Source organism: Lacrimispora sp. (genome assembly GCF_032078915.1).
Lineage (GTDB): Bacteria > Bacillota > Clostridia > Lachnospirales > Lachnospiraceae > Lacrimispora.
This window is the reverse complement of sequence record NZ_DAMAUN010000024.1, coordinates 50292-75702: the sequence shown is the minus strand read 5'-3', so window position 1 is coordinate 75702 and position 25411 is coordinate 50292. Positions and strand designations below refer to the sequence as shown.

21 protein-coding genes are annotated in these 25411 nt (G+C 45.3%); 8 read left to right on the top strand and 13 right to left on the bottom strand.

The annotated features are described in order from the left end of the window. The first annotated feature begins 236 nt into the window (after positions 1-236). The 4 genes from RT269_RS11825 (at position 237) to RT269_RS11810 (ending at position 3375) form a co-directional block, all read left to right on the top strand. Positions 237-668: an RNA polymerase sigma factor gene (locus RT269_RS11825; RefSeq protein ID WP_313182847.1), complete on the top strand. Its 432-nt coding sequence runs from the start codon at positions 237-239 to the stop codon at positions 666-668. Then, positions 661-912, top strand: coding sequence for a helix-turn-helix domain-containing protein (locus RT269_RS11820; RefSeq protein ID WP_313182844.1), 252 nt, complete (start codon positions 661-663; stop codon positions 910-912). Before RT269_RS11825 ends, RT269_RS11820 begins: the two co-directional genes overlap by 8 nt. A gap of 432 nt (positions 913-1344) precedes the next feature. After that, the gene (locus RT269_RS11815) at positions 1345-1605 is read left to right on the top strand and encodes a DUF6870 family protein (RefSeq protein WP_195198997.1); all 261 of its coding nucleotides are present in this window, start codon (positions 1345-1347) and stop codon (positions 1603-1605) included. 87 nt (positions 1606-1692) lie between these two features. Beyond that, positions 1693-3375: a recombinase family protein gene (locus tag RT269_RS11810; protein WP_313182841.1), complete on the top strand. Its 1683-nt coding sequence runs from the start codon at positions 1693-1695 to the stop codon at positions 3373-3375. 553 nt (positions 3376-3928) lie between these two features. Here RT269_RS11810 and RT269_RS11805 read toward each other — a convergent pair. The 3 genes from RT269_RS11805 to RT269_RS11795 form a co-directional block, all read right to left on the bottom strand. Then, the gene (locus tag RT269_RS11805) at positions 3929-4093 is read right to left on the bottom strand and encodes a hypothetical protein (protein WP_313182839.1); all 165 of its coding nucleotides are present in this window, start codon (positions 4091-4093) and stop codon (positions 3929-3931) included. A 192-nt stretch (positions 4094-4285) separates the two neighbouring features. Beyond that, positions 4286-5836: a cardiolipin synthase gene (gene cls / locus RT269_RS11800; protein WP_313182837.1), complete on the bottom strand. Its 1551-nt coding sequence runs from the start codon at positions 5834-5836 to the stop codon at positions 4286-4288. Between the two features lie 166 nt (positions 5837-6002). After that, on the bottom strand, positions 6003-7286 hold the full coding sequence (locus tag RT269_RS11795) for an O-acetylhomoserine aminocarboxypropyltransferase/cysteine synthase family protein (RefSeq protein WP_313182836.1): 1284 nt from the start codon (positions 7284-7286) through the stop codon (positions 6003-6005). Between the two features lie 147 nt (positions 7287-7433). On the opposite strand from RT269_RS11795, the gene RT269_RS11790 reads away from it, so the two are divergent. Then, positions 7434-8540 (top strand): DUF362 domain-containing protein, encoded by a 1107-nt coding sequence (locus RT269_RS11790; RefSeq protein ID WP_313182834.1) that lies wholly within the window; start codon positions 7434-7436, stop codon positions 8538-8540. An 86-nt stretch (positions 8541-8626) separates the two neighbouring features. Here the strand turns inward: RT269_RS11790 and RT269_RS11785 are convergent, their stop codons facing one another. The 8 genes from RT269_RS11785 to RT269_RS11750 form a co-directional block, all read right to left on the bottom strand. Further along, entirely contained in the window at positions 8627-10555 is a 1929-nt protein-coding gene (locus tag RT269_RS11785; protein WP_313182833.1) for an LTA synthase family protein, read from the bottom strand. A 134-nt stretch (positions 10556-10689) separates the two neighbouring features. Then, the gene (locus RT269_RS11780) at positions 10690-11184 is read right to left on the bottom strand and encodes a zinc ribbon domain-containing protein (protein ID WP_313182831.1); all 495 of its coding nucleotides are present in this window, start codon (positions 11182-11184) and stop codon (positions 10690-10692) included. Positions 11185-11256: 72 nt separating this feature from the next. Then, on the bottom strand, positions 11257-13434 hold the full coding sequence (locus RT269_RS11775) for a DUF6449 domain-containing protein (protein WP_313182830.1): 2178 nt from the start codon (positions 13432-13434) through the stop codon (positions 11257-11259). Next, positions 13409-14308, bottom strand: a complete 900-nt coding sequence (locus RT269_RS11770) for an ABC transporter ATP-binding protein (protein ID WP_313182828.1) — start codon at positions 14306-14308, stop codon at positions 13409-13411. Before RT269_RS11770 ends, RT269_RS11775 begins: the two co-directional genes overlap by 26 nt. Beyond that, a complete protein-coding gene (locus RT269_RS11765) occupies positions 14274-14699 on the bottom strand; it encodes a GntR family transcriptional regulator (RefSeq protein WP_313182826.1) in 426 nt (141 codons plus the stop codon). Before RT269_RS11765 ends, RT269_RS11770 begins: the two co-directional genes overlap by 35 nt. Before the next feature lie 88 nt (positions 14700-14787). After that, positions 14788-15756, bottom strand: coding sequence for a DUF4397 domain-containing protein (locus tag RT269_RS11760; RefSeq protein ID WP_313182824.1), 969 nt, complete (start codon positions 15754-15756; stop codon positions 14788-14790). Positions 15757-15924: 168 nt separating this feature from the next. Next, positions 15925-19464: a pyruvate:ferredoxin (flavodoxin) oxidoreductase gene (gene nifJ, locus RT269_RS11755; protein ID WP_313182822.1), complete on the bottom strand. Its 3540-nt coding sequence runs from the start codon at positions 19462-19464 to the stop codon at positions 15925-15927. Positions 19465-19694: 230 nt separating this feature from the next. Beyond that, positions 19695-21413: a VanW family protein gene (locus tag RT269_RS11750; protein ID WP_313182821.1), complete on the bottom strand. Its 1719-nt coding sequence runs from the start codon at positions 21411-21413 to the stop codon at positions 19695-19697. A gap of 181 nt (positions 21414-21594) precedes the next feature. Between RT269_RS11750 and RT269_RS11745 the strand changes: the two genes are divergently transcribed. Further along, positions 21595-22449 (top strand): PHP domain-containing protein, encoded by an 855-nt coding sequence (locus tag RT269_RS11745; RefSeq protein ID WP_313182819.1) that lies wholly within the window; start codon positions 21595-21597, stop codon positions 22447-22449. 22 nt (positions 22450-22471) lie between these two features. On the opposite strand, the gene hemB is transcribed toward RT269_RS11745, so the two are convergent. Further along, positions 22472-23455 (bottom strand): porphobilinogen synthase, encoded by a 984-nt coding sequence (hemB, locus tag RT269_RS11740; RefSeq protein WP_313182818.1) that lies wholly within the window; start codon positions 23453-23455, stop codon positions 22472-22474. Positions 23456-23612: 157 nt separating this feature from the next. Here hemB and RT269_RS11735 point away from each other — a divergent pair, with 157 nt between their 5' ends. Continuing rightward, positions 23613-23867: a hypothetical protein gene (locus RT269_RS11735; RefSeq protein ID WP_313182817.1), complete on the top strand. Its 255-nt coding sequence runs from the start codon at positions 23613-23615 to the stop codon at positions 23865-23867. On the opposite strand, the gene RT269_RS11730 is transcribed toward RT269_RS11735, so the two are convergent. After that, a complete protein-coding gene (locus tag RT269_RS11730) occupies positions 23864-24907 on the bottom strand; it encodes a P1 family peptidase (RefSeq protein ID WP_313182816.1) in 1044 nt (347 codons plus the stop codon). The two genes, RT269_RS11735 and RT269_RS11730, sit on opposite strands and share 4 nt — an antisense overlap. Before the next feature lie 165 nt (positions 24908-25072). Between RT269_RS11730 and RT269_RS11725 the strand changes: the two genes are divergently transcribed. Continuing rightward, positions 25073-25312, top strand: a complete 240-nt coding sequence (locus RT269_RS11725) for a hypothetical protein (RefSeq protein WP_025232640.1) — start codon at positions 25073-25075, stop codon at positions 25310-25312. The last annotated feature ends 99 nt before the right edge of the window (positions 25313-25411 follow it).

Sequence of the window (25411 nt, the reverse complement as noted above, 5' to 3'; positions counted from 1 at the left end):
ATTATCCATTAACGGGATATTTTGGCTATCAATATGAACACACACATCACCATCGAATTGTTAATAATTCCCTTGTGCCCGGTTGCGCTATGCAGCCGGGCTTTTTTGCGTTTTTCTCAAAAGTTTTTTTGAAAAATCCACTGACATTTTCGGCGTTTTCAAAAAGCCCGGTGTTGAGGGTTTATGAGAGGGGAAATCATCACCCGCTTTCGCGGTTGCGAAAGGAGGTGAATACCATGAATGAACCTGTTCGTACCCAATGGCAAATCCGTTGCGCCTTTAACGGCTATTGCAAACGGGCGTTGAAAAACGAAGCAGCCAACGCCCACAGGGACACAAAGCGTCAGCAGCTACGCGAAGTGACTTTTTCTGATCTGTCCCCGCAGGAGGAAAATCAGCTTTACACCAATGACCGCTATTTTGCAGATGATGAAGCTGAACAATCCTTTTGCGTGGCGGGAAAGGAAATCACCGCAAAGCTGCTTGCCGAAGCCCTGCACAGCTTGCCGGAAGAAAAACGCAACGCCGTCTTACTGTATTACTTCTTTGATATGAGCGACGCGGAGATTGCAGAACTATACGCAATCCCGCGTAGCACCGTACAGTACAGACGGACAAGCTCTTTTGAGCTGCTAAAACGCTATTTGGAGGAACGCGCCTATGATTGAAACGATTGGTAACACCGAAAAAGACGAACGCGGCTTGTTACCCTACCCGGTAATCATAGCTGCAACAAAGGGCGACCCGGAAGCTATGAAGATTGTCGTACAGCATTACGAAAGCTACATAGCCACTTTGTCTATGCGGAAGCTCCGCGACGAACGCGGAAATACCTACTACGGCATAGACGAGGACATACGCGACCGCTTGCGGTCAAAGCTGATGCGGGCTGTCCTTTCATTCAAGGTTTGAGTTAAGCAAGCTGCGCCCCCCTTTCCGCAGAGTGTAGAACCTCACCTTGCTTTTGCTCCTTGACAAAGAAAGCGACGGAAAAAATGCCGACGCAGTATAAGGCAAATCGGATACGTTCTTTTTGTGCCGAGCCATAGGTTGGGTGCGCCATGACCTCTATTTCAGAGAGAGCGAACAACACTACTACCCAAAACAAGTGTAGCGGCTTGCGGGCGACGACGTGCAAAAAGGTACAATGATACTCCCTTATAGCCACAGTCCGAGCGTTCAAAGCGTCGCAGGCAATGGATAGGGCTGCATGAGAACCATGCAGGGGTGAAATTCCCGTGAGGTTTTGCTAAAACCGTCCGATTAAAGCCTCTTTTTTCGACAACATACCGTACAAGCGGTTTTGCATATGCTGTATTGAATACCAAAAAGGAGGGGGAACAAATGTTAACAGTAAAACAACTGGACGAAATGAGCCAGTCAGGAATAGAAAAGATAGATAAAACTGGACTTGTGGATATTCGTGGAATCAAGATTGACACGAACCTACCCCCGGAACAAAGAATGATAAATTATTTAGAACAGGTAAAAAACCCTTATTGCTTTTTGTGCGGTGACAGTGCCGTTCGTGTAAGGTTTGAGCCTGCGGGTGATGAGCTAAAAAGTAAGCTGAAAGACTTTTTTATCAGCTTAAAAAAAGTCTAAACAATATGAACTTACACATCATATACAGTGACTTTTAAGCTCAACTATGGTATAATAATAATGTGATTATAGAGGACGGGAGGTATAATGGCTCGTGTAAGAAAAAGCCTTGATAAAACCAAACAAATCCTCGCTCTATGGAAAGTAGCTTTGTATATCCGGCTATCCAGAGAGGACGGAAACGACGAAAGTTACAGCGTAAAAAACCAACGTCAACGATTAAAAGAGTATTTGGAAAGCCTCATGCTTGAGGAGGAAATGCAGCTTTTGGATATTTATATCGACGACGGCTGCACTGGCACAGACAGCGACCGGGAAAATTTTCAACGTATGCTTGAAGATATTGACAAGGGCATTGTAAATTGTGTCATAGTCAAAGACCTGTCGCGTTTGAGCCGTAACGATTGGGAGTGCAAAAAGTATCTGCAACATCTGTTTGTTGTAAAAGATGTACGGTTTATCTCTTTGGAGCTTCCCAAACTGGATAGCTACAAAAACCCTGATGAAGTTTACGAAATGGGCGTTTCTATTCAGAGTATGTACAATGAAAACCACTGCCGGGAAACCTCAATTAAAGTCCGGGGAACCTTTAACATGAAGCGCAAAAAGGGTGAGTTTATCGGAGCCTTTGCACCATATGGTTACTTAAAAGACCCTGACGACAAACATTGCTTAATTGTGGATAATGAAACCGCCCCGATTGTGCAGGATATTTTTCACTGGTTTGTTCGGGACGGAATGAGCAAAAACGGGATTGTGAAAAAGCTAATTGGCATGGGAACCCTTTGCCCCGCTGCTTATAAGCGGCAAAACGGCATGAAGTACCATAATCCCGCCATTGTCAACAATGAACCGCTATGGTCTGCCCGCAGCATTACCGCTATTCTTACCAATCAAATGTACTTAGGTCATATGGTGCAGGGAAAGCAGAAAGTAAAGAGCTATAAGGTGCATACAAGGATTAACACACCTGAAAGCGAATGGTTTATTGTTGAGAACACCCACGAACCGATTATTGACAAAGAAATCTTTGATAAAGCACAAGGGCTAATGCAAAGGGACACGCGAACCGCTCCACAGTCTGGGCAGCTATACACCTTTTCCGGCTTCCTACGTTGTGCCGATTGTGGAAAATCAATGGGACGCAGAACATCAAAAAATCTTGTGTACTATGCTTGCAGGACAAATAACACGACAGGGTTATGTACCCGACATTCCATAAGAAATGATAAGCTCGAAAGTATTGTTCTGGAAACCATTCAAAAGCAAATTGCACTGATTGATGGTATGGCAGAGCTTATCAACGACATAAACAATGCTCCTGCCCCCCGCACCGTTTCAAAACGGCTGACCGCTTCTATCAAACTGCGGAAACAGGAGCTTGAAAAGATTTCGGGTATCAGCACAGGGCTTTATGTGGATTGGAAAAACGGCGATATTACCCATGAGGAATACCACCGCATGAAAAAAGAGTTTGAGGAAAAGGAACAGCAGCTAAAGCAGGATATAGCCAACCTTGAAGAAGAAAATAAGGATATGGCACAGGGGGTAACTTCTGATAATCCTTACTTTGACGCTTTCCGCAAGTACAAGAACATATGCAGCCTTGACCGGGGTATTGTTGCCGAGCTAATCAAAGTTATCCATATCCACGAGGGCGGCGACGTAACGATAGACTTCAATTTTGCAGACCAACACCGTCGCATAGTGGAGTTTATCGAGAACAACAGAAAAGAATTAACCGTTGTAGAGAATAACAAAGTCGGCTAAACAAGCGGCTTTATCCATTCTCATTTTAATTTACACAACGTTGTCATAAAATACATGCAGCCACCGGTGCTACCGGCGCTACCGGCGCTCAGGGACCGACTGGACCTCAGGGACCTCAGGGACCGCAGGGACTTCAGGGACCAACTGGACCAACAGGTGCTACCGGCGCTACCGGCGCTCAGGGACCACAGGGACCAACCGGACCGACCGGCGCTACCGGCGCTCAGGGACCTCAGGGACCGCAAGGACCTCAGGGACCAGAAGGACCAACTGGACCTACTGGACCAACCGGCGCTACCGGCGCTACTGGCGCTACTGGCGCTACTGGCGCTCAAGGACCACAAGGAATTCAGGGGCTGCAAGGACCAACCGGACCGACTGGACCTGCAGGACCATTTACGCAATTACGGGGATTTGACCTGCAGCTCACTGGAGGTACCTCAGTAGCAGATGGAAACCGTGTAATATTCAATACCATTTTAAACAACCAGAGCCTTAATATTTCTTATAATACAACAACAGGCGTTGCAACACTTAATGCAGAACAAAATTACTATGTATCCTGGTGGGTAAGTACAGATGGTGCAGGCTCATCCACTTTCGTTGAATTTTCTTTAGAGATCAATGGAAGCAGCGGCATAGCATCCTGCTCGCCAATCGTAACAGGCCAGTTAAGCGGAATCACCCTGATTACTGTAGGCGCAATCCCATCCACCATTGCACTTATTAACTCAACCGGGCAGACCGTTTCTTACGGTGCGACCCCAGTTCAGGCACACATGACTATTTTCGAGGTTTCCCAATAATTACTGATGCAAAGTCATTTTAAAGATCTATGATTTTAAAAAATGCGCCGGAAGCATATGCTTCCGGCGCATTTTTTCATAAACAGCAGATTTTTCCTATTGCTCTACATAAGCGGTGCAAACAGTCTTAACGCCCGCCCTGCCAAAACTTCATACCAGGGATAATTCCTGCAGTCTTCCATGGTGATTCTGCGGCATTGGGCCAGAGTGTCATGAAAATCTCTCTGTATATCCCGAATAACTTCATTCCGATATAGGTAGACTGCACATTCAAAATGAAGGTAAAGGCTTCTGAAATCCATATTAATGGTTCCGACTACTGCCTTGATGTCATCGCTTGCATATACCTTTGCATGGACAAAGCCTGGTATATATTCATAAATCTGGACCCCGGCCCTTAACAGTTCTCCGTAATGAGACCTTGCAAGCAGGAATGCGTATTTCTTATCCGGTATCCCCGGCATAACGATAACGACCTCCACGCCCCGCTTGGCGGCAAACGTAAGAGCCTGGATCATTTCATAATCCAGAATCAGATATGGCGTCATAATGTGGACATAATGTCTGGCGGAGTTTATGATGTCCAAATAAACTTGTTCCCCAACCGATTCCTGGTCCAAAGGGCTGTCCCCGTAAGGAATCACAAATCCATCCATGCTAAGCTCCAAAGGATAAAAATATTCCGGATCTCTTAAATATTTCCCATAGTCCTCAGGCCCTTTTTCAGAAATGTTCCACATCTGCAGAAACATCATGGTAAAGCTGGTAACGGCATCCCCCTTCAGCATGATTCCTGTATCCTTCCAATGGCCAAAACGTACACGCCGGTTAATATATTCATCTGCCAGGTTTACTCCTCCGGTAAAAGCTGTAAGACCGTCCACCACCAGGATTTTTCTATGGTCCCGGTTGTTCTGGTAAGTGGTAAATGCAGGCTTAATGGGAGAAAACATCTTTGCATTAATTCCCCTTGCCTGTAATTCCTTTGGATAGCTAAACGGAAGCAGGGCCAGGGAACACATGCCATCATACATGAACCGGACTTCCACCCCCTCTTTTGCCTTTCTCTCCAGAATTTCCAATATGGCTTCCCACATTTCCCCGTGTTCCACAATAAAGAATTCCATAAAAATAAACCGCTTTGCACCCTCCAGCTCCTTCTTCATCTCTTCAAACATGGTTTCACCCAGGGAAAAATACTGTACATTCGTATTTTTATATGCCGGGTAATGGCCTGAATGTTTGATATAGTAAGCCAGATTGGCATTTCGCCTGCTGATTCTGGACAAATCCTCCATGACCCTTGGGCTCTGGTTCAGAAAGGTTTCCGTATCTTCCATGTTGACCCGCAGCCGTTTATTTGCCAGTTTTCCCAAAATCTGCAGCTCCACAAACAGATAAAAAAATGTTCCGAACACAGGAACAGCCGCGATTGGGATCATCCAGGCCAGCTTAAAGCTCGGATTTTCCTCTTTGTTCAGAATATAAATGATAACAAATGCACCGAGCAGAGCAGAACCACCATAGAAATAGGCGAGGTAACGGCTTAAAAAGCGGTATGCCGTAAATAGAATAGCCACTTGTATGATAAGAGAAACGACCGCAAACGTAGTCCGGCCAAAAATAATCCTCAGCATTCTCCTGATCAGTTTCATCTTGTGCACCTCCTATGCTGCCAATTCAATGAATCATATCTTTTTAATTATACAGCCTGCCTCTTTATCTTGCAACCTCCGGCAGACTCAGTATTCTTTTCAAAGACGTCAAAAACAACGGGAAAACCGCTGATACCGCAGTCTTCCCGCTCCTCATACCTTTCTTTTACTGCTCCAGTGCCTGTCTGATATCTTCCATAATATCCTCTGCATTTTCAATGCCAACACTCAGCCGGATCATGGACGGATCAACACCCGCTTCAACAAGCTGTTCATCCGTCAGCTGTCTGTGGGTATGACTTGCCGGATGCAAAACGGAAGTGCGGGCATCTGCCACATGAGTCACAATAGACGCCAGTTTCAGTCCATCCATAAACTTAACCGCAGCTTCCCTTCCCCCCTTTAAGCCAAAGGAGATTACGCCGCAAGTGCCATCAGGCATATATTTTTTTGCCAGTTCATGATATTCATCCCCCTCCAGACCCGGATATTTGATCCAGGCCACATCTTCCCTGGAGCTTAAATACTGCGCCACCTTTAATGCATTCCCGCAATGGCAGGGAACACGGAGATGCAGGGTTTCCAGACCAAGGTTTAAAAGGAAGGAGTTCATTGGGGAGGGAATCGCACCAAGATCTCTCATCAGCTGAGTGGTCGCTTTCGTTATATAGGCCTTTTTCCCAAACTTTTGGGTATATACAATGCCATGGTAGGATTCATCAGGTGTGGTAAGCCCCGGATACCGCTCTGCATGAGCCTCCCAGTCAAAGTTTCCGCTGTCAACGATGCAGCCGCCTACGCTGGTGGCATGTCCATCCATGTATTTTGTTGTAGAATGTGTTACGATATCTGCGCCCCATTCAAAAGGACGGCAGTTGATCGGAGTTGCAAACGTATTATCCACAATCAGAGGAACACCGTGCTTATGTGCAAGCCCCGCAAACTTCTCAATATCAAGAACCACAAGAGACGGATTGCCGATGGTTTCACCAAATACTGCCTTTGTATTTGGCCTAAATGCCTTTAAAAGCTCTTCTTCTGAAAGTCCCGGATCCACCAGAGTGGATTCAATCCCCATCTTTTTTAAGGTTACGGTAAACAGATTGGTGGAGCCGCCGTAGATGGTAGCAGAACTGATGACATGGTCTCCCTCCTGACAGATGTTTAGCAGCGCATAAAAATTGGCAGCCTGTCCGGAAGATGTCAGCATAGCAGCCTCTCCGCCTTCCAGCTCGCAGATTTTAGATGCCACCGCATCGTTGGTAGGATTTGCCAGTCTGGTATAAAAATACCCCTCATCCTCTAAATCAAACAGCCTTCCCATCTTATCGCTGTCATCATACTTAAATGTTGTGCTCTGAAAGATCGGAAGCACCCTGGCATCGCCGCTTTTCGGCTGCCAGCCCCCCTGTATGCAAACCGTCTCTCTGGAACGCCTGTTCTGACTCATCTTATATCCTCCTGTGAACCGTAGTCATTTGCTTCTCCTAGTTTAGCATAAATAGTTCTGGAAATAAAGACCAAATTGCCTTCTTGAATTCCCTGATTATTTACAGTATAATAAGCGGTATCATATCACGGATTAAAGGAGACCGAAATGGAAAAATCAAAGGTTTACTATACGAGCTTTCATGCTACTTTTCAGGAAAACCTTCCTCAGAAATTTAAGAGACTTATAAAAACTGCCGGAATGCTGGAGCAGATTGACTTTCAGAATAAATATACAGCCATTAAGATTCACTTTGGCGAACTTGGAAACCTGTCATTTCTCCGTCCCAATTATGCAAAAGCAGTGGTTGACCTTGTAAAATCCCAGGGCGGAAAACCATTTTTAACGGATTGCAACACCCTGTATGTGGGAAGCCGGAAAAATGCTCTGGACCACTTGGATACCGCTTATGAAAATGGCTTTTCCCCCTTTTCAACCGGATGCCATGTTTTAATTGCAGACGGCTTAAAGGGAACTGATGAAAGCCTGGTTCCCATTAACGGGGAATACATAAAGGAAGCAAAAATCGGACGGGCTGTTATGGATGCCGATATCTTTATTTCTCTTACCCATTTTAAGGGCCATGAAAGCACCGGCTTTGGCGGAGCTTTGAAAAACATCGGGATGGGCTGCGGCTCACGGGCAGGAAAGATGGAGATGCATAACGCAGGAAAGCCCCATGTAAGCGAAGAAACCTGTATCGGCTGTCACGCCTGTGAAAAGAACTGCGCCCACAGCGCCATCTCTTTTCAGGATAAAAAGGCTTTCATTGACCATAACAGGTGCGTAGGCTGCGGCCGCTGCATCGGAGTCTGTCCTGTGGATGCCGTTGAGACAGACTTTGATGAGTCCAATGACATCCTGAATTATAAAATTGCAGAATACACCCAGGCAGTTCTCGGAGACCGGCCAAATTTCCACATCAGCCTGGTTATGGATGTATCTCCTTACTGCGACTGCCACGCAGAAAACGATATTCCCATTATACCTAACGTAGGTATGTTTGCTTCCTTTGACCCGGTAGCTCTTGATGTGGCCTGTGCAGATGCCGTAAACCACCAGCCTGTTATGACAGGAAGCATACTGGAAAAGCACGGCAGCCATCACCATGACCATTTTAAAGACACTCATCCCAACACAAACTGGAAATCCTCCATTGAACATGGGGTGAAAATCGGTCTGGGCAGCGCGGAATACGAATTAATTACGCTGTAATACAGCAATGTTTAAGAAATACGCTTTTATGTGAGCCATAAAGAGGGGAGGCGCAAAAGTATTGCGCTCTCCCCTCTTTGTCCTACTCAATTCAAATCTCTGATCCTATTCGTCCAGTGATGGGTTTTGCTCTCTCCCAGGGGTACCTTGTCCCTTCCGATCTGCCAAACGGAAAGCGCTGAATCCTTCATCTTCTTTTCAGGAACACCTTTTGCAATAATAAGCTCCGGCCATACAAACGTGGTTTCCACAGCCTTTCCGTCAAAGCATATCCTGGAATAAGGCGTGAAATTTTCCCCGTAAACCAGAACATTGGAATCATTGTACACCACATGGTCAACAACGATATCATCAATTCCCATTTTAAGGTTTGTGGACTGGTAAGGGCTTTCTCCGCCGTACACTTCACGGCCTCCATAAAGAATATCATATTCCAGAGTTTTCATATCCCTTAAATAACTTTCTTCTTCTGTTTCAGGGTTACTGAAATATTTCTGATGAAACCTCATCATAGTCCCCTCATGAATGTTAAGCATATCCAATACATGAGCCGCAAGCTGATAAGCCTCCACATTCTTTTTCTCCACAGGAAGATTCATGTTGTTCCATATCACATATTCGGTTTGAAACAGGGAACGGTTCTTCATCTCTTCCTCTGACCACTCAAATCCAGGTAAATGATCCCCATACATGACCAAAACAATAGGTTCCTTCCTGGTCCGCAGGGTGTTGACAAGGGAACGGATAAACTGATCCATCTCTCCGATCTGCTGGCAGTAATACTCAAAGTTTGGATATTTCCCATGCCCCTGAACGGAAATGGTATAGATAAAATCAGGGCCTGCCGTAGAATCCAGTGTCCTGATGATCTCACCGGTGAGAATCTTGTCCTTGCACCAGCCCGTTGGATTTCTTTCTACGTTATTCATATATTCAATGGGGGTAAAGGTATCAAAGCCAAGCTGGGAAAACACCCGGTTCCTGTCATAAAAAGTGGCCTCGTTGTTATGGATCGCATGGGCACTGTAACCTAAGTTTTTTAGGTCAAAGGCTACGCTTTCACAGGAAGTTTTCTTTAGCACGGTTTTATAGGGATACTCTCCAGGTCCGAAAAAATCCAGATTCATGCCTGTAATCGATTCAAACTCCGTATTGGCGGTACCTGCACCCACAGAGGGTACACTTAAATAGCCTCCCGGATAGCTCTGCTGAAGGTGGTGGAAAAATGGGATGGGGTCATAATTTACCGGATTGTTTTTCCATAAGGAAGGATCAAAAAAGGATTCCAGCTGAATCATGATCACATTCGGCTTTGTATCCTCAGACAAAGCATACGTATTCTCCGGAACCAGTTCCTCATCCCGGATCTCTTCCATTGTCTCAGTCCCATATCCCTCCGGCTTGGATATTCCGGTGTTAAACAGGGAATTGGAAAAGCAGTATGGAAAGCCATAGCTTTTAAATGCCTCTCCGATATTGCCGAAATGAACTGCCACCAAACCCGTATTCATGGAGGCGCTTGTCAGTCCCAGCACAACCACTCCGCTTATGGCTATTAGCCCTACTCCAAAGCCGTACCGGACCTTTTCCTTAGAAACAGGCGCTTTGCGCCAAACTGCGGCTATAAATATAACTGCTGACACAATGCCGGCCCCAATAAAAATAATCTGCATCCAGGTAAAATAAACCGTGGCCAGGCTGACCGCATACTTTATCAGACGAAAATCCGCCGCGGTAAAGGGGGTGGTCCGGAAGATAAGCAGGATGCCGTTAACCACTCCCATAAAACACCATATCAACGATATGGTAATGCAGGCAAATGCCTTCCGTTTCGTCACAAATACAACGGTAAAGGGAAGGGCAATGATCAGAGTGTTCAATAGAAATACCGGAAAGCTTCTCCATATATAAAAACCAAGACTTGGCAGAGATTTTCTGCTGACCAGTTCAATAAAGACATTAATAATGGCAGCAAGTGCAAAAAGCCTTCCAAACCATTTGACATATAGTTTCATGATATACCTCGTTGCAGCTTATTTCTTTTCATAGTCGGATTTAGTCTACCACATTTTACGGAAAATTTACATACTTTTTTTAAATCGGAAATAATAAAATAAAGGCCGGCTTTTTAAGCCGGCCTTTTAAGTAACTATTCCTGTTCTTCTGTAGGTTCAAATGCGTCTTCACTAACCGTATTAATTCCGGCTGTTGGATTTACTTCCTCTGCAGGCGTTTCCGCTTCCGGTTCCACTTCTTCCACAATATCTTCTTCTGTATCAGTCTTCTGGGCTGATTCCTTTACAGGAGCTCCGCACTTTCCACAGAAATAAGAACTTTTTGGAACTTTAGCTCCACACTCCGCACAGATACGGGTTCCCTCGCTTTGGCTCAGTTCGATCTCCAGAGCGGCAATTCTTTCCCGGCTGGCCCTTACAACTTCATAAGCCTTTGCATAAGCTTCATCCGGCTCTTTGTTCGCTTCGTAAAATTGTTTACCGATGACCGCATAAGCTTCTTCCAGCTTTGTCTTCTCCACACTGATCTGCGTCTTTAGCTGTATCGTCTCAGTCAGCGCTTTTGCCTTGGTTGCAACCTCTTTGCCGGTATCACTAAGTGTCTTTCCCAGCTCTTCAAAAAATGCCATCCGTGATTCCTCCTTTGACTTATGCTTCTATCATTTTAACTTCATTGGAAGAAAAAGTCAATGAAAGACTGTTTACACGTCTTTTTTTATCTTACTGATTTCATTTTTAACGGATTCCGGTAATTGATTTAGTGGAATGGTACAGGAAGTTTCACTTCTTCTTCCCCCTGATTCCGTTACAGCTGAGAAACTGATCCGTTCCTCTCCCCTTCCGCCAAAAGGATTCATGTTGGAATACCCATCCATTGCCGCAAAGCCCATGATCTGACCGATCTGTTCCTCATCGGTGATTGTTAAATATTGAGAGCCTTTAACTTCATATGTGGAACGATAATCGTTGAACTGATAGGTGTCGATATTGATCTCTTTGACATTATCCAGGCTATTCCAGCTCTCTACGTCAACCTCACACTCTTTTAATAGTTCCAGTGTGTTTTTAAAGGAAGGGTAGACCGGATAATACCCTCTTGAGGTAACATCGCTGTATTTCCAGGAGCTCTGGATCTCTTCCCGCTTTGTTTCCGCATTCGCCTGCATCTTCGTTAAAAACTGGATGGTAGCCACTGGATATTCCTGTTCCATGGTTTCCACCTTTAAGTTTTTTAAATCCTCCTGATAGGCAAGGAGTAATTTATCTGTCATAGCTTTCTCTGTACCGTTTCTGTCACGGCTGACAACATTGGTCTGTTCTCCCCTGCTTACTCTAACCCAGGCAGTATCTTCCGTGGTCTGGAGAAGGATGGGATAAACTGCTTTTGCAAACTCCTGGTTCTCAAAGATCTCCGCGATCTCCGGCCGGACTTCATCTCCTGATAAATGGTAAGTGCGGTAAATATTCTTTCCGTTTTTCAATGTGTATCTTATGGAAAAATTATAGCTTATGCTTCCATTGTCCCACGTATCAGAATAATCATCTCCATGATACAGCTTTTGGTTCCTGTCCACAGCATCACGTACCAGGGCCAGGACCGGTGCCGTATCCTTAAGCTTCATATGGTTAAATATATATTCATCGGAATCCTCATACTCCCAGTAATATTCTCCCAGGGAATTCTGCTGTGCGCTTCCATAAGAAACCCAGAAGTTCACATCCGGCATGGAAACCGCAACGGATTCGATGGAGGCTTCAGACGGTATATATCCGTCATAGCCAAACAAATCATAACGGAAGCCGCAAAATAGCACTGCCGCCAGTAAGGCACAGGCTCCCATCTGTTTCCAATGGCAAAACAGTTTTCTGAATTCAAAATGATAAATGATCTCAATAACACAGTGGGATAAAAACATTCCGCAAATCAATCCGAATATTCCCCAGCCTACGCTGGAACGCATGGACCAGAAAAAAATGCTTCCGCCAAGAGACGATAAAACCACAATCGGAATCCTGATTACCGGCATGCTGAGCTTAAATGCCATGGCTCTTCCTGCTGCTTCTGAGCCTCTCTTTTTATACAGCCAGTAAGAAAGGAGAGTCAAAACTACTGTTACGGCAAGAACCGCTAAAATCCTGACAGCCTGAGTTCCCGCCGTACTCCCCGGCTTCAGCCGTTCTAAGTTTACCATGAACAGGGCAAATGGCGAGCATTTATCCATGAACCGGTTAAATACATTCCCGCCTCCCTGGTAGCTGGTATAGAAAAAGCTGCTGTAGCAGAATTCCAGAATTCCGATCACACATACAAAATAAAATTGCAATACCAGATTTCCAAGAATTCCGACCAGAACATTTCCTGTAAGAACCATGGATATCACTGTCACGGAATACATCATGCAGTAGTGGATCATAAACAGCAGGAATCCCGAAAGGGCTGTTTTCCATACCTCCACAGGAGAAATGCCGTTCACCGCAATCACTCCCATGGCAATGATTAAATTCAGCCCATATACGGCTGCCGGAATAAGAATTCCATTAAAATAATTCACCCAGAACAAATGCTTCCTGTTTACCGGAATGCCGTGATAAAAATCCACCTTCTGCCTGGAATGAAGATAAGAAAAGCTGGTCACTCCCATAATAAGGGACAGGAGTATTATCACTGCCGCAACCCAGCCGTTCTGAAAGCCCAGCCAGGATCTTAAGGTGGATAAAATATACGTTAGATCAATTTCCCCTCTCATTCGTTCACTTAAAGAAAGTGCGATTCCCACCGGAAAGGTAAAGAAAAACACTAAAAATGACAGTGCCATGGACCAAAGGCGTCTTTTGCCATCTTCTCTTAATAGATTATAAAATAAGCTTTTTGATGTCATATCCTGCCACCTCCGTCTCGCTAATGAATATTTCTTCCAGAGATAATGGGATAATCTCATAAAAAACCGGTTGGTACGATTCCATCAGCCCTTCCACTTCTTCTCTGGTTCCCCTAACCGTAATGGTATAGAGTTTTCCTCTTGTTTCTGTCTTAATACGCTGCAGGGCCGTTAAGTCTTCGGCAGTCATCCCATCTTTTAAAACACACTGCAGCTTATGGATGTTGAGTTTCATATCATCTAAATCCCTGGAAAGCAGTATCCCTCCCCTGTGAAGAAGCCCCACATGATCGCAGATATCCTCTAACTCCCTTAAGTTATGGGAAGCAATGATAGGAGTTAAATTTCTCTCAGACATATCATTTGCAAATATGCTCTTCACCGCCTGGCGCATCACCGGATCAAGCCCGTCAAAGGTTTCATCACAGAAAAGGTAATCCGTATTGGCACATATCCCGCAAATGACGGAAAGCTGTTTTTTCATGCCCTTAGAAAAAGTGTGGACCTTTCTCCGGGCTTCCAGTCCGAAACTTCCTAAAAGATTGTGAAAGCGTTCCTTGTTAAACTGAGGATAGATCCTGCTGTAAAACTCCATCATATCAAGGGGCGAAGCGTTATTAAAATAGTATTGGTCGTCGGAAATGTAAAAAAACCGGCCTTTCACCTTTTCATTTTCAAAGATCTGTTCTCCATCGATGGTAACGCTTCCTTCATCAGGCTTTAAGATACCGCTCAGCATCCTTAAAAATGTACTTTTTCCAGCTCCATTGGTTCCAATCAGGCCAAATACATTTCCATCCCTTATCTGTGCACTTACATGGTCCACTGCCACTATATCGTCAAATTGTTTTGTCAGATTCTCTGCTTTTATCATCCTCTCTCTCCTCCCCGGTCAAATATTCTTGTCTTACCCATTCCTCTGCAACCCATGTATGAGCTTTATCCTCTGTCAGACCTGCCCGCTTTGCTTCATGGATCCAGTTAAGAAGCTCCTTTTTCAGTTCACTGTTCTTAAGCGCACGAATGGAACTGGAGTCCGCCACAAAGCTGCCTCTTCCTTTCACGGAATAGATGAATCCTCTTCGTTCCAGCTCCGCATAAGCTCTCTGAATTGTATTGGGATTAATGGATAAGTCTGTTGCCAAAGCGCGGACAGACGGCAGCTGCGCATCCTGTTCCAACACGCCGCAAATCATAAGATCCTTTAGCTTTTCTACTACCTGCTCGTATATCGGCCTGCGGTCTTTGTAATCAAGCAGTATCATATTCCACCTCCTAGTCTGTATTAATACTCCTAATACACTTAGTATAGCAAAAAACCTCTGATCTGTCAATCAGAGGTTCCATTTTTTTCTAAGGCCTTTGGTCTTCAACAATCAGGATACGAATCGCATCCTCCACATTACTCCAGTTAAATACGTACAGGGTATAGGAAGCATTGCCCCGTATATAGATATCAGAGGTCAAAAGGAGGCTTCCGTTACGAGTGGTGCTGTTCATCACAGAGACCATATAAAAGCCTGTTGTGATATACTGAAAGCTGGTCACCTGCATATAATCAACATCAAAGAACGTTACGCTTCCTCCATTTAGGATCACATGAACCCCTGGGTTTGTTATGGATAAGTTGCATACGCGGAAACAGCCTGTGCTAATTCCGGCATTGCAATACATATCTAAGATTACCATCAAATCCAGTCCGTGATCCGTATTGATGACCGCGACAGTAACTGCACGGTCAACCGGAACCGTAATCTTCTTTTCCACGTATACATATCCGTTCTGCCCGCCTACGGTTATGGTCTGCTCTCCTGCAGAAACCCGGCCATATTGGCTCATTTCTCCGTTATTCAATCCGTTCACAACCAACTGATTGTTTATATATATAAGAAATGGATTATAGCCGGCTACCGCATTTAAAAACCGGACAAGGCCATTTTGATCCGTCTCGCAAAAGTAGCACGGGATGATTGGTTTTGGAAATACCGTAATAATAGAGGTTCCTGTGCCTTCAGGACCTGACTCAGGAATCTGTAAATCAGGAACAGGCTGTTCCGTTTCCAGATTCGGCGGAGGTGTGTTCTCATTATTTTCTTCTGATGGTTCCGCCCCTGGTTCTTCTGATGGTCCTTCTGATGGTTCTTCTGATGGTTCTTCTAATGGTTCTTCTAATGGTTCTTCTGATAATTCCTCCCCCGGTTCTCCTGTTTCATCTGTATGGTTTCCGTTTTCTTCATTCGCTGGAAACTCGTCTTCTTCCGGAGCTGGCGGCATATTCGGCTCCATATCCGTATCATTCTGCATATAAAATAAACTTTCCATAGAAGCCCTCATTTTTATCGTTATATAGTAAGTTTATTCTCTCATAAATGCCCAGTGCCTGTCTTATTTTAAATACTCCCGCCTTTTTGGGGAAATTCTTTGAATTCATCCATAAAAACAGGCCCGGATGGTTTCATCCGGGCCCGTAACTTATTATATGAAGATCAATTAATCATTGCCGTATAAAGTAACCAGCTTCTTCAGGTATTCATACCGATCTTTTGCATCTTCCTCATTCCTTGCAAATAATTCAGCTGCTCTCTCAGGATTCTTCATAGCTAAGGATGCATAACGAACCTCGCCCTTTAAGAATTCCTGATATCCTTCTAATGCAGGAGCCTTGCTGTCTAAGGTAAACTTCTTCTCAGCAGCAGGATTGTAGCGGAAGTTGTTCCAGTAACCGCACTCTACAGCCAGCTTCTCTTCTGTCTGAGCCTTGGACATACCCTTCTTGATACCATGGCTGATACATGGAGCATAAGCGATGATCAGAGATGGTCCTGGATATGCCTCTGCCTCAGAGATTGCCTTAACAGTCTGTGCATAATCAGCGCCCATGGCGATCTGTGCAACGTATACATAACCATAGCTCATAGCGATGCTTGCAAGATCTTTCTTTCTTGTTTCCTTACCGCCTGCTGCGAACTGTGCAACAGCACCTGTCTTGGTAGCCTTTGAAGACTGACCGCCGGTATTGGAGTAGATCTCTGTATCGAATACCATAACGTTAATATCCCTGCCGCTTGCAAGTACGTGGTCAACGCCGCCGAAGCCGATATCATATGCCCAGCCGTCACCGCCGAATACCCACTGGGATTTCTTAGCAAGGAAATCCTTGTCCTTAACGATGGCCTTGCAGGAATCACATTCAATTCCATCTAATGCTGCAACTAACTTATCAGTTGCGGAACCATTGGTTGCGCCTATCTCAAAGGTATCTAAGTATTCCTTGCAAGCTGCCTTCACTTCATCGGAAGCCTTCTCGGAATTCATGATCTCTTCAACTTTGGTCTTTAATCCGCCTCTGATGGCGCTCTGAGCCAGCATCATACCATAACCAAACTCTGCATTATCTTCGAATAAGGAGTTTGCCCATGCAGGACCCTGTCCCTTTGCATTTACGGTATAAGGTGTGGATGGTGAGGAGTTGCCCCAGATGGAAGTACATCCGGTTGCGTTTGCAATATACATTCTGTCACCGAATAACTGGGTGATCAATTTTGCATAAGGTGTCTCGCCACAGCCTGCACATGCTCCTGAGAACTCAAGAAGAGGCTTCTTGAACTGGCTGCCCTTAACGGTATTCTCTTTAAACTTGTCGATAACTTCCTGCTTGATCGGAAGTGTTTGGCCGAAATCATATCCTTTCTGCTTCTCTTCGCAGTTTTCTTCCATGTTGACCATAACAAGAGCCTTCTCGCCCTTCTTTCCAGGACATACGTTTGCACAGGAACCGCAGCCTGTACAGTCAAATGCGGATACAGTCACAGCGAACTGGTATCCTGGCATGCCTGTCATAGGAAGAGTCTTCATTTCCTCTGGCTTTCTTGCTGCTTCTTCCTCGGTCAGAGCCACGGAACGGATAACAGCATGAGGACATACATAGGAGCAGAAGTTACACTGGATACAGTTTTCCGGAACCCAGCCAGGAATAGTAACTGCGATACCGCGCTTCTCGTATGCAGAAGAGCCAGATGGTGTGGAACCATTGACATAATCGCTGAATGCGGATACAGGCAGGGAATTTCCTTCCTGTGCGTTTACCTTGGACTGAATGTTATTAACGAAATCAACAGCATCCTTTCTGCCTTCCGTAATAAACTTATAATCAAGGCCTTCATCTTCGCAGTTTTTCCAGCTTTCCGGAACGTCTACCTTAACAACGCCCTTTGCACCTGCATCGATGGCTGCCCAGTTCTTCATAACGATTTCTTCACCCTTACGTCCGTAGGTTGCCTTTGCAGCAGCCTTCATCAGTTCGTTGGCTTTCTCGGAAGGAATGATTCCGGTCAGTTCGAAGAATGCGGACTGAAGGATGGTGTTGATACGTGTCTGGCCCATACCGGTCTCAATACCGATCTTCACACCGTCAATGGTGTAGAATCTGATATTGTGGTCAGCAATGTACTTCTTCACCTGTCCTGGCAGATGCTTCTCAAGACCAGCTGCATCCCATGGACAGTTTAATAAGAAGATACCGCCGTCAACCAGTTCCTGAACCATGTTATACTTACGGATATAAGCCGGATTGTGACATGCCACAAAGTTCGCCTGACGGATCAGGTAAGTGGATTTGATCGGCTTGTGTCCAAAACGTAAGTGAGACATGGTAACGCCGCCGGACGTCTTGGAGTCATAAGCAAAGTAAGCCTGAGCGTACAGATCCGTGTTGTCACCGATGATCTTGATGGAGTTTTTGTTGGCGCCTACGGTACCATCTGCACCAAGACCCCAGAACTTACAGTTTGAAGTTCCTTCCGGAGTTGTAACGATTGGTGTTCCTGTCTCAAGAGAAAGATGGGTCACGTCATCTACAATACCGATCGTAAACGGACTCTTTTCCTTGTTATCATAAACAGCAACGATCTGAGTCGGTGTGGTATCCTTGGAACCTAAACCATAACGTCCGGTTAAGATCTTCACCTGGTCAAACTTAGTTCCCTTAAGAGCTGCAACAACATCAAGATATAACGGCTCGCCTAAGGAACCTGGCTCTTTTGTTCTGTCTAATACAGAAATGGTCTTAACTGTATCCGGGATAGCTTCAATGAAAGCCTGTGCGGAGAAAGGACGGTATAAGCGAACCTTGATTACGCCTACCTTGTTTCCTGAAGCAAGAAGATAGTCAAGTGTTTCCTCAATGGTATCGTTTACAGAACCCATGGAAATGATTACGTGCTCTGCATCCGGTGCTCCGTAGTAGTTGAATAATTTATAATCCGTTCCGATCTTTGCGTTAACCTTGTCCATATATTTCTGAACAATTGCAGGCAGAGCATCATAATAAGGGTTGCAGGCTTCTCTTGCCTGGAAGAAGATATCAGGGTTCTGAGCGGAACCTCTTAATTCCGGATGGTTTGGATTTAATGCGCGGCGGCGGAATTCGTCAATCGCATCCATGCTTACCATCTCTTTTAAGTCCTCATAATCCCAGGTTTCGATCTTCTGGATCTCGTGAGATGTGCGGAAACCGTCGAAGAAGTTGATAAATGGTACTTTTCCCTCGAGTGCTGCCATATGAGCAACCGGAGTTAAGTCCATAACTTCCTGTACGCTGGATTCGCATAACATAGCACAGCCTGTCTGACGGCAAGCATATACGTCGGAGTGGTCACCAAAGATAGATAAAGCATGGCTTGCAACTGCACGTGCGGATACGTTGATTACACCTGGTAACTGCTCGCCTGCGATTTTATAAAGGTTTGGGATCATGAGTAAAAGACCCTGAGAAGCTGTATAGGTGGTGGTCAGCGCACCTGCTGCTAAGGAACCGTGTACTGCACCTGCTGCACCTGCCTCAGACTGCATCTCTGTAATCTGTACTTTCTGACCAAAAATATTGGTTCTTCCGTCTGTCGCCCATTCATCTGTTGCCTCAGCCATAGGTGAAGATGGGGTAATCGGATAGATAGCCGCTACATCAGTATATGCGTATGACGCATGAGCTGCTGCATGGTTACCATCCATGGTTTTCATTTTTCTTGCCATTCTTGATTTCCTCCTGCAAATGTGAATAATGTATAAATTGGTTCCCGTATAGGGAAAGTGACCTGACATTATTATAACAATTATTCAACAAAAAGCAAATATTAAAACAGGAAAATTAAGTATTATTTTCGAAACAATCCGATAAAAAGGGACTGGAACGAGTATTCTGTCCAGTCCTGTCTGTTTTTGTTTTGTTTTTAATTTGTTTTTATTTTGTTTTTGTTTTGTTTTCAGTTAAAAGGATTGGGAGGAATCACATTCTGACCTCCGTTATCGCCTGCCGCTTCTGTGGTAGAAGATGGTCCCTGTGGCTGGGTAGGCTGAGTTTCCGGGGTACCGGGGCCTTGAGGTCCTCCGGAATTTCCAGACGTCTCATTATCGTGAGGTGCTGTGGTCTCTCCCGGTCCCTGCGGACTTGCTCCAGTGCTTTCAGGGGCAGAGGTCGCGGGATCAGTGGCCGGAATGACAACTCCGGATTTATTCCGCTTGATGGTAGCCGGCTTTCCACGGTACGTACTGTTATGGAAAAACTCATCGCTTACCACAACGCCATTCTTTTTGGTCACCAGATTGGTCACCCAGCGGCTTCCCTTGGTCTCAGCCTTAACGATCTTTTCTTCCGTAGGCTGAAGTGTCTGGTCTTCCTCGTAAACCGGCGCCGGAGCATCTAATTCCGCTGTTTTCTTCGATGTCATGGATAATGTGACACCCTCCTCCAGAATCGGAATTCCCACGATAGAGATCTTAAGCTTCCGGTCGGCAAAACTGGTCCTGATGGCTACTGCAGTGGAAGAATTATTGACAAATTTCATATCAGGTCCGCCGTAGCTGACCATGGCATCCTCTCCCGGTGTTACATAGGAAGGCTCGTAGCTGTGGGCGTGGCGCTCCGTAGTAGAAAGCCCTGAAAATACTACCGCATTATATAAGGTAGAAGACACCTGGCATACGCCTCCTCCGGGTTCCTCAACTAATTCTCCGTTCAAATAAGCGCCGGCCGGCCGATATCCCTTTGCCGGGGAACGCTCACCTGTGGCTTTATTAAAGGAAAATTCTTCTCCAGGCTGCAGGATTAAGCCGTTTAAGGCTTCAGAAGCCAGTTCAATATTCTTATTCCTTGCACTGTTAGCCGTAGTTGTTGTTGTATAAGTGCCTATGACCTTATACATTTCCTTTGCCTGGGCTTCGGTTATCTTAGGGGCAACTTCCTTGCCTTCTACCGGAATAACCGCCTGGAAATTCTTAGCCTCAAGCTGGGCCAAAATATCCGATGCCAGCTTATCCTGATTAATCACAACTCCGTTTTTCTCTCCGGAATAGACAAATTTCCCGGCACTTTTATCAAATCCTGAAATAGAACCGTTCTTGGCCGCAACATCCCATTTTCCTGCGATGGCTTTTACCTCAGCCTGAACGTCTTCATCCAGTCCGTCAAATTCAAGAGTATAACTTTCCTTCGGTTCCCCTGAATATATCTCTTCAAGCAGGGAGTCCAGCTTTTTGTCCAGCAGATTCTTAAGCTCGTACTGATCGTCATGATAGGTGACCTTCATTCCCCACTGGTATTTCTTTTCAATGGCATCCCGGGCCTCTTGCCTGGACATGCCGGCGATGGAGATTCCATCGACTTTAACTTCTTTCCGTAATTCCGTCTCTGAAACAGTTGGGGTATTGACCTCCGTCTCTTTTGCCTTACGGCCTCCAATAAGCTTAACAGCCGCCATAACGCAGATAAAAGCAGCAACAGCCAGAATGATCGCCAGAAGTATCTTTGTGATGTTATACTGAGGGCCTTTTTTTCTTTTCTTTCCCCGCTTTGACTGATAGGAGCTGCCTGTTCTGTAAGCCTGTCCTGTCCTGCGGCCTGTTTCCGATGCATTTTTACTGCTTCCATTCCGGGAAGAATTGGTTCTTCCCCCACCTCTTTGTCTGTTATCTATTTGATTCATTAACTTCACCTTTTTACATGATTTTGTAGCTTTACATTGAGTAGTATACCATACTTTGTGGGAAATGCTATTACGATTTTATGAATTTTCTTAATTATTTTTCGTCTTTTTTCTACATTTTACAGAATGAAAAAAACATGTTACTATAGTGTTACCAATCTATTTCAATTTGGAGGTTTTTATGAAATTTGTCGATTTGCATGTTCACTCCAATGCTTCGGATGGCACATTCACTCCCTCCGAAGTGGTGGCCCTGGCCGTAGAAAAGGGCCTGACAGCCATTGCACTGACCGATCATGATACCATAGACGGTCTTTCAGAAGCCCAGGCGGCTGCCGCCGGGCTTCCAATTGAAATCATTCCCGGAATTGAACTCTCCTGTGTGTACCAGGGAGAAGAAATTCACATCCTGGGGATTTATGTAGATCCCACGGACCGGGAATTTATCTCTGAAACGGATGCTCTTAAAGAAATTCGAAAAAAAAGGAATGAGGAAATGATACGCCGTTTCCAAAATGCCGGTATTTCCATCACATTAGAGGAAGTAATGGCAGGAAATCCTGACACGGTCATAACCCGTGCCCATTTTGCCCGGGTTCTTCTTGAAAAAGGCTATGTAAAGAATATGGACCAGGCATTTAAAAAATATCTGGACTATAGCGGTCCCTACTGCCCCCGCAAAGAAAAGATCACGCCAGAGCATGCCATGAAAATCCTTACCGATTGTAAGGCTTCCCCTGTTTTGGCCCATCCATACCAATATCACCTGGGAGATAAAAAAACGGAGGAACTGGTCTGCTATTTAAAGGATCTGGGGCTTCAAGGTCTGGAGGTCTACCACTCTTCCAACAATCAGCATGAAAGCGGCAAATTAAGAAAGCTGGCCCGTAAATACGACCTTTTTCCAACAGGCGGCTCTGATTTTCATGGAAGCAACAAGCCTGATATCCGCTTAGGTGTCGGACGGGGAGGCTTACGGATAACCGCGCTTCTTTTGGATGATATTAAAAGGATACGGAGGGAGAAGGGCCTTTGACCCCCTCCCCCGCCATCTTTCATCAGCCGATTTTTCCTTCGTCCATGAAACGGGCAAGTTCTATTGCGTAATACGTAATAAGGATATCCGCTCCTGCGCGGAATATACTCACCGCTGACTCGCAGACAATCTTTTCTTCCTCAATAAAACCGGCTTTGGAAGCCGCTTTTATCATGGCATATTCACCGCTTACGCTGTATGCGGCTACAGGAAGGTCGTGGCGGTCTGCCACCTCTCTTATGATATCCAGATAAGAAAGTGCGGGCTTTACCATCACGATATCGGCCCCTTCCGCCACATCTAACTCCACTTCCTTTAATGCTTCTTTCCTATTATGATAATCCATCTGATAGCTCTTCCGGTCTCCAAATGCCGGAGCAGATCCGGCAGCCTCCCGAAATGGCCCGTAAAATGCGGAGGAATATTTGGCAGAATAAGCCATGATCGGCACATTCACAAATCCTGCCTCATCAAGGGCCTGTCTCATGGAACCGATCCTGCCATCCATCATATCGGAAGGAGCTACCATATGAGCGCCTGCTTTTACATGGGACAGGGCTATCATGTTCAAATATTCCAGAGTCTTGTCATTATCAACAGATTCTCCGTCAAGGATTCCACAGTGACCATGGGATGTATATTCACACATGCATACATCCGTAACAATGTATACCATAGGATAATGCTCTCTTATAAAGCGGATGGCCCGTTGTACGACACCCTTCTCATCGTAGGCCTGGCTTCCGCAAGGGTCTTTATGATCCGGAATTCCAAACAACAGAACTTTTTCCACACCGGCATTTACCAGCCGGTCCATAATCTGAGGGAGCCGGTCCACACTATAGCGGTATTGTCCTTCCATGGAAGGGATTTCTTCCACAATCTCTTTTCCATCCACCACAAACAGCGGATAAATAAGGGATTCCTTTGAAACTCTGGTTTCCCGTACCATTTTTCTTAAGGTATCTGATGTTCGTAATCTTCTCGGTCTGTATATTAAATCCATATCCAATCCCTCCATTTTATTTCTGCAGGCAATGAGCCATTTGATCTTGTCCTATTATACACCCTCTCAAATAAGATTCAAGTAATTCTTGCAGCAATGGAAAAGATTGCTTATAATAGTATCCATATAAAATGAATCAGAAACGAGGTACTGCTTTATGGAAGAATTCTATCAGGCAATTGAAGAAGCCATCCGCATGACCGGCTATAAAGGCCCGGTGGACGGGGAAGAAATCTACGACGAGATCTGCGATGAAATTGAGGATAAGGAACCGGGGGCCTATGTATTCATGTCAAAGAAAACGGATGATACTTTTTTTGAATATAAAATCCAGGTTTTCGAAGACCAGTTTAATTTAAGCTCCATTGACATCCACTCACTTAATCAGGTTTATCACGCAGATTTTGATTAAGGCTGCTCTTTGGAAAGCCACAGGTCCGTCAGGGAATGAACCACGTTTCCCTTGCTGCCTGTGGTTGTTTTTGCCATGGCAAGAGAATTGAGGACCGCTTCCTCCGTCGCCTCTGCTGCGGCCGTAAAAGCCGTCTCCAGGGCACTTTCTTTTAGTATGCGGATAGAAAGCAGTTCTTTTTCTGCCTGTTCCGGTATCCTGTTTGCTGTGGTAAAGCCAATCATAATATCACCGCTTCCGTGACCCATATAGGAACCAGTTCTGGAAAGTCCTACCCCAGCCCGCTTTATAATTCTCTTTAACTGACGGTCTGAGACAGGAAGATCCGTAGCTATGACTGTCATTATGGAGCCTCTGTCCAGGATCTGCGGCTGTGTTATCCGGGCAATCTCCTTTCCAACCGTCCGTCCGCCTATCATCAGGTTCTCGGTGCTTCCGAAATTCGACTGCACCAACACTCCAAGGGTATAGGTCTCTCCTCCGATTTTAAACCTTCTGGAGGCGGACCCGATTCCTCCCTTTAAGCCATAGCATACCGTGCCGCAGCCGGCTCCTACAGCCCCTTCTTCAAAGTCCGGCAAAGCATCTTTTACTGCCGCCCTCACCTCTTTAAGTCCCACAACCCTTTCGCTGATGTTATTTAAGACCGAATCATTGCACTCTCCCACCACAGGATTTACAGAAGCCAGTTCTGCGCCCTCTTTCCTGCATGTCTCAAGCATCAGATCCACCAGAGCATCGTGAACCTTCCCCACATTTAACGTATTGGTAAGGGCAATGGGTGTTTCTAAAGTTCCCAGCTCTTCCACCTGGATCAGTCCCTGGCTTTTGCCAAAACCATTATGGATATAAGCCGCTGCCACCAGCTTCCTCCGGAAGGGATTATCCTTACAGGGTATAATGACCGTGACTCCTGTTTTGTGATCCATGGTATCGATTGTGGCATGTCCCACCATAACTCCTTCCACATCCGTGATTTTATTGAGGGGTCCCGGAGCCAGTCTTCCCGTGATGATGCCATATTCCCGTATCCTTTTCATGTTCCAATCCTCACTTTTCACATTTATGTTCTTATTATACATAATAAACAGTGGTTTGACTTCTTTTTCTGGTTTTTTCCATATTGTACCAGAGAAAGAACACTGCTATAATAAGGACGTAGGAAATGACATTCATTTCACGGACATTCCAGAGGAGGGATTCACATGAAAATTCAAAATATCACAGATGTAGAAAAATTCTTCAAAGTAATCGAGCAGTGCAAAGGAACCGTTGAGCTGGTTTCCAAGGAAGGGGACCGGATCAATTTAAAGTCCAAATTAAGCCAGTACCTCTCCATGGCAACCATTTTTTCCAACGGCAGCATCATCAATGAGTTAGAGCTTGTTGCCCATGACCCGGAAGATGTGGAAAGACTCATCAAATACATGTATCAGGGTGAATAACATAAAGAAGGATTTCATTTCTGATAAAAACCGTAGGATCGTGCCCTGCGGTTTTTATTTTGTTCCAGTCCCTGCCTTTATAGCGCTTAAAGCTTAAGC